A 5893-nucleotide genomic window follows, 5' to 3' on the forward strand; every position below is an offset into this window, starting at 1 on the left:
CTGAGCCGGGGCGCCGCCGGCACAAGGGTACGCGTTGCCGGCGTCCTCACCCGTTCGCACTCCCTTCCTCCCTGCGGTCGTCAGGTCGCTTGCGCTGCGGCCTGCGGCGCCGCCCTTGTACCGTCAGCTGATACCCCGTCTCGGTCTTGGTGTCACGGCGCCAGGCTCCCCGCGCCGGCAAAAGCCAAAAGGGGAATACACCAGAAAGAAGCCGGATTGGCTGACCGCTGGCTGAAATTCATTACTGATGGAGGAATTAACCATGCCAAAGACCATGACAAAACCAAAAACCAACAAAGCAGAGCCACAGAAAACCGCGGCGGCGAAGTTTGTCGCTGATACGCTGGCCGATGCCGCCGTTGAAATTCTGACGCTCAAACAATTGGTGGATACAAAGCTCAATGCCCGTAAAACAGCTCGCACCCAAGGACATATTGAAGGGATAGCCAACAGCATTGAAGGAACTGGCTTACTGCAAAACTTAGTCGTGTACCGGATGGCCAACGGGTTTTACGGGGTTGCAGCGGGCGAAACGCGTCGTTTAGCACTCAATCTGTTGATGGAACAGGGTCGATCTGCGGCAGGAGTACCAGTTACACCGGACTTCCCGGTCTTCGTCAAAGTTGTAGATGAAGACAAAGCGCGCGCGATTTCTTATGCAGAAAACGGACAGCGCTCAAACCTGACACCTGCAGATCAGCTGGAAAACTTCCGTGATATGGCGAAAGACGGGACGTCTGTCGAAAAAATTGCTGCCATTCTCGGTTACCGCACGGTGCATGTCAGAAAATGCCTCAAATTGACAACGGTTGCGCCATCGCTGCAAGAGTTATTGAAAACCGACCAGATTACCCTTGATCAACTCGCGGCTTTGGGAGCGAGTGATGATCACCAACGCCAGATTCAGGCGTGGGAAAACGGCCGTTACTACGAGCATCTTCGTAAACCAAAGGCGTTGCGAGACGCAGTGCTCAATGGCGAAATCTCAGCAATAGGGAGCGAGCTGGTCGATTTTGTTGGTTTAGATGTTTACCAATCAGCGGGCGGAGAAATTCGTGAAGACCTTTTCGGTGAAAGCGTCATCCTGACCAATCCATTGCAGCTGGAATCTATGGCGATCGCCAAACTGCAGGAAGCTGCTGATGCGATCGTAAAAAAAGAAGGTTGGGTATGGGGGATAGGTCGTTGCCGCGAAGCGCGACGTTATACCGACGATGAGAAGACTTTCGAGATCCCTTGCGTAACCACGAGGCTGACCAGCGGGCAGCAGACAGAAATGGATCAGCTGATCGCCGAGCAAAAATTGCTGGATGATATGCTCGATGAGACTGGTCTTGATGCAGACGAAGAATGGGAACATGCGCCACGTGTAGAGCAGATTGAGGCGCGTATCAACGAAATATACGCAGCTGCAGAACTCAACAATTGGCCGTCAGAAGTTCGTGCGACGGCGGGCATAATCGCTTACCTGAAAGATGGTCGGATCCAAATCCAACGCGGCTTGATGAAAGTAGAAGATATCAAGCAACAAGAAAAAGCCAACCGCGAAGAAATCAAGAAGAACACCCCGCCATCAGAAAAAGGGCTTTCCCAAGTCTTGGTGACCAGCTTATCCGCCGAACGCACATTAGCCGTGTCAGCGGCGCTGGCGCAGAACACCAACGTCGCGATTGCACTCCATACGTTCACGCTGGCGCGGCGGGTGTTCGACAATGGATATTTCTATGTGTTGCACACCTCTGTAGAAAGCATGCGCAGCGGCTGCTTATCCCAGTCAGAAGAGGCAGGCAGCGCGAGTGGCATCGCCAACCTTAAACTGAACGAGATGCATGAGAGCTGGTTGAACCAATTTCCGGAAAATTGGAGCGAAAGTTTTGAGTGGCTGCTGGCGTGGCCACAGGGTGACGTTCTCGAGTTGTTGGCATACTGCATTTCCCACGGCCTCGATGGCCGAGACAGTTATCTCAAGGATAAGCGGGTAGGCACCAAGCTGGATTCTATAGAAAAAGCCCTAGATTTCCAGATCGGCGAATGGTGGAAACCGACCACCGCAAACTTCTTCTCGCGGATTAGCAAAGACCAAATCGTGGACGTTCTCTATAGCGCCGGTGAAAGCGGGAAAGCCAAAGATGCCGAGGGCATGAAACGTAAAGATGCCGCTGAGTTTGCTGCTGCGGTGCTGAGCGAAACCGGTTGGTTGCCGAACTGCATGGCACCGCAGCCGCAGGCCGAATCGGAAAACCGGGCTGATGCCACTGCCAGATCCGCGAACGCCAATGATACTAACGTTGAAGACAGCGCTGCCGCCTAACTGACAAGGAGCTGCCGCCCTCGGGCGGCAGAACAAACATCATGAAAAACCAAAATTTGAGCCTTGCGCAGATAGCCGTGATGAGTGCCTTTGAACTGGAGCAGTATCGCGACCGGGGCAGGGAAGCGCGTCGTCAGCTGAACAGCGTTGTTCTCGGCCAACTGGGGCTACCGGATGGATGTGTCGCCGTTGCGGAGGAGGCCAGCGAGTTTTGCGGGCAAATGCCTGTTGTTTGCCGGATCAGCCCTCGAGAGGATGACAATCTGGCTATATTCCTGTGCAGTGCCGGGAATGAAGTGCCGGTATGGTCAGCTTTTCTCCCATTCCAGGAAACAGCAAACCATTCAGACCAGGGTAATCGTGTAGCTTGGTTGCATATTGCGGAGAAGTTTGACCCGGAGAGCGTAAACAAGATGCTGGAGACCGTCGGCGATTACTACCGGCACGGGTTTAACCAGTCAGTGCAGCTGGCCGCTGCGCTGCGAATGGGAGGGCTGTGCGTATGATCCCGAACAGTCACGCGCTGGTGCCGGTCAATGAATATCAGCATGCCGCCGTCCATGCCGTAGCGTTGGTCGAAAGTAAAAGAAAGAGGGGAAAGCGGCTCGCTGAATTCCCGTATGCCAAAGCCTTTTTCAAGGTCTTGAACAACGGGCGGGGGCAGATCCTATCAACCGACATTCGCCTCATTTCATCCAACTATTTTCCTGATGAGAGGGGCGGCGCATCCATCGCGCAGTATGTTGCGGCACTGGACACGTTGATCGAAAGTGGTGGCCAATACAACCCGCTTCCTCTGTCTGGGGATGTCGCTGCCAAGCTGTTTCCGGCCTACGGTGCTCTGTGCCACGAGCGGCGAGAGCGGCAGTGGGATATGCAGTATGAGCGTGATGAGCGTAGACATTCTCGTGAAAAACAGCACAAGCGCCGCCGTTACAAGAACCAACTTGCGCAGGCGGAAGTCGAGCTGGCGTTTTCAACGCCGAGCACTGTTGGGGGGTGGTATTCGCGTTGGAGCAAGCAGGACATAATCGAAGACGATCTGGTCGAAAGCGTTCTGACATGGATAGAACGATTCCCCTGTATGGCTGGCAGAGGGCTGCAGTATTACAAGAGCGATGCATTGTGGAGCCTGATGGATCGGCTGAAGCGAGTAGAAGCCGAGTTTTCTGAGGCAGAACGTGTATTAAACACTTTGCTCATCCCTAATAAGCTAAGACTAGCCGCAGGTAATACGGTTGCCGATGCGGAATTGAGCCAGTCCTAAAAGAGGTATAACACGAAAAGGCGCCGTTCGGCGCCTTTTGTTGTTTACAGTTCTGGCTGACTTTTTAGTCTTGAGCCAGCAGGCGAGTGACGTACGTTGAAGATTATGGGGGCAATTGATGTGCTTGCTGGCCTGTTATGGATTTTTCCATATGGAATAAGGAGCTTCCTCCGGTGGCCGGTCGCGCGCGACCGGCCATCAGCCCTACTCGACTAGCAGTCCGCATACGGCCAGCAAGTCTCGCCGAACCCCTGCGGGTTTCGGGCCAGTCGGCTAGGGTCTGAAAGCCAACATCACGGTCAACAACCTGCGCTTGCAGCCGGCGATGCCGGCGCCGCTTTCACTGTTCGCCCCTAGGGTGGCGATCGCTATGGGCGACCCGGCGTACCGCCGTGTCGAGGGGGTGCATCCTCATGAGTTCCCTGTGGCCATCACTCGACGAGTTTTTGCGAAGGGCTATTCGTAGCGCCATTCCGTTCAAAAAACAAGGTTCTGGCAAGCCACGCCGCAAACGGCGCCCTTGTTTTTCTCCGGGCCTGTCGCAACTCGGCCCTATGCCGCAAAGAACTCGCTGAGAGATGGAATCACAAGAGGAGTAGACCAGAATGAACCCCTATAACGTCAACGTCAAAACCGCCGCTGCAGAATCTGCCGAGAGATGTGAAAAGGCGAAATGGAGCGAATCAGAAACCCCTGAGCCGTGGGAAAAGCCGGGCGTGCAATATCCCGCAGCCGTTCGAGCGATGGAGATGGAGTTTCGCTATTTAGACGACCTAAATGATCTGTATGCGCAAAGCAGTACGTCCCCCGAGGAGCTGGAGCAGGCGCTCTATGAGATTTTCAGGCGGATGACAGAGCGCGTCCAAAGCTGCGGGGCTGACTATAAACTCCCGGACAAACCGCGGGTTGCTTACGAAATGATCCAATATTGGGTCAGAGGGCAACGGGTAGCGCAGTGCTGCTTCGGGGAGACCGGTCAGCGTGCCTGGGAACATGCACGTTACAGACTGGCGCTCGAGATGGCGGTGGAGTATTCGTACAACTGACCAGCTGGACGATATTTTATCAAAAAGACCTGTTAACAGGTCTTTTTGGTGGTATAATAAGACCTGTTAAGCAGTCTTATTAAGTCGAGGATACCATGCCAAATATCATCTTGAGTGACACAAGCGCGAGCATCAGCGAGCTGAAGAAAAACCCAATGGAAACCGTTGGCGCTGGCGCCGGATTTCCGGTGGCCATACTGAACCGCAATAAGCCAGAATTTTATTGCGTTCCGGCGGCGCTCTACGAGCAAATGCTCGATGCCCTCGATGATCAGGAACTGGTCAAATTAGTTAATGAGCGCCGCAGCGAGGCGCTGGTTGACTTCGATCTGGATCAGTTCGCATGACGTATACGGTCAAATTTCGTGAGTCGGCTCTGAAAGAGTGGGGCAAGCTCGACAAGGCGCTGCAGCAGCAGTTCGCTAAAAAGCTGAAAAAATGCTGCGAGAACCCGCATATTCCTTCAGCAAAACTGCGGGGGATGCCGGGGTGTTACAAAATCAAGCTGCGCGCCTCGGGGTTTCGTCTGGTTTATGAGGTGATCGACGATTGCCTGATTATTGCTGTGGTGGCAGTCGGCAAACGTGAGCGCGGGGACGTGTACCAGTTGGCCAGCGAACGTCTGAAATGAAACTGGGCGCAGGCTGTAGGCTTGCGCATGATATCAAAGCCTTTGGGATATAAAGGAATTACAAGATGATTGTTGCAAAGCCGATCACGAGCCAAGAACCAGACCTGCTGGCAGGAAATGAGAAACAAACACTAATAATCAAGGATTTATCTGGTGAAGTACTGGCAAGCTTCAAGCCTGATAGTTCTGGCTGGACGCATGACCAATTGCTGGCCATTGATATCCACAGCATGGCGCCAGAGGGATGGGATGCCTACCTGGCTGATGATTGGATAGGCAGTTCAGAAATATAAACTTGCAACAAGTCGCTCTCGGAACACCTTTCTTATAACTCTTGTGAGCTTCCTCCGGTGGCTGGCCGCACACGTCCAGCCATCAGCCCAACTCGACTAGCCGCCCGCCTGCGGTCGCCAAGTCTCGCCGAACCCGCGTTGCGGTTTCGGGCCAGTCGGCTATGGTCTGAAAGCCAACTGCAAGATCAAAGACTAGCGCTTGCAGCCGGCGATGCCGGCGCCGCTCTCACTGCCCGGCCGCTTATGCGGCCGTTCGCTAAGGCAGCCAGGCTAAAGGCCTGGCACTTTCTGGTGTATCCCCTCAGGCCCGGCATCCGCGCAGAGAGACTGTCCCCGTGACAGACG

7 protein-coding genes are annotated in these 5893 nt (G+C 54.3%); all 7 read left to right on the top strand.

The window, feature by feature from the left end; translation table 11 throughout:
• Positions 1-262: 262 nt before the first annotated feature.
• The 7 genes from ACOWVD_RS25245 to ACOWVD_RS25275 all read left to right on the top strand — a co-directional run bounded on the left by ACOWVD_RS25245 (position 263) and on the right by ACOWVD_RS25275 (position 5548).
• On the top strand, positions 263-2311 hold the full coding sequence (locus tag ACOWVD_RS25245) for a ParB/RepB/Spo0J family partition protein (RefSeq protein ID WP_421105935.1): 2049 nt from the start codon (positions 263-265) through the stop codon (positions 2309-2311).
• Between the two features lie 41 nt (positions 2312-2352).
• Positions 2353-2817: a conjugation system SOS inhibitor PsiB gene (gene psiB / locus ACOWVD_RS25250; RefSeq protein ID WP_421105936.1), complete on the top strand. Its 465-nt coding sequence runs from the start codon at positions 2353-2355 to the stop codon at positions 2815-2817.
• Positions 2814-3578 (top strand): plasmid SOS inhibition protein A, encoded by a 765-nt coding sequence (locus ACOWVD_RS25255; RefSeq protein WP_421105937.1) that lies wholly within the window; start codon positions 2814-2816, stop codon positions 3576-3578. The genes psiB and ACOWVD_RS25255 overlap by 4 nt, the downstream gene beginning before the upstream one ends.
• A gap of 605 nt (positions 3579-4183) precedes the next feature.
• Positions 4184-4624, top strand: coding sequence for a dehydrogenase (locus ACOWVD_RS25260; protein ID WP_421105938.1), 441 nt, complete (start codon positions 4184-4186; stop codon positions 4622-4624).
• A 95-nt stretch (positions 4625-4719) separates the two neighbouring features.
• On the top strand, positions 4720-4971 hold the full coding sequence (locus ACOWVD_RS25265; RefSeq protein ID WP_285143030.1) for a type II toxin-antitoxin system Phd/YefM family antitoxin: 252 nt from the start codon (positions 4720-4722) through the stop codon (positions 4969-4971).
• On the top strand, positions 4968-5255 hold the full coding sequence (locus tag ACOWVD_RS25270; protein ID WP_004929861.1) for a type II toxin-antitoxin system RelE family toxin: 288 nt from the start codon (positions 4968-4970) through the stop codon (positions 5253-5255). The genes ACOWVD_RS25265 and ACOWVD_RS25270 overlap by 4 nt, the downstream gene beginning before the upstream one ends.
• A 65-nt stretch (positions 5256-5320) precedes the next feature.
• A complete protein-coding gene (locus ACOWVD_RS25275; protein WP_421105939.1) occupies positions 5321-5548 on the top strand; it encodes a hypothetical protein in 228 nt (75 codons plus the stop codon).
• Positions 5549-5893 lie beyond the last annotated feature (345 nt).

Source organism: Serratia sp. SA088 (assembly GCF_049065515.1).
Taxonomy (GTDB): domain Bacteria; phylum Pseudomonadota; class Gammaproteobacteria; order Enterobacterales; family Enterobacteriaceae; genus Serratia; species Serratia nematodiphila.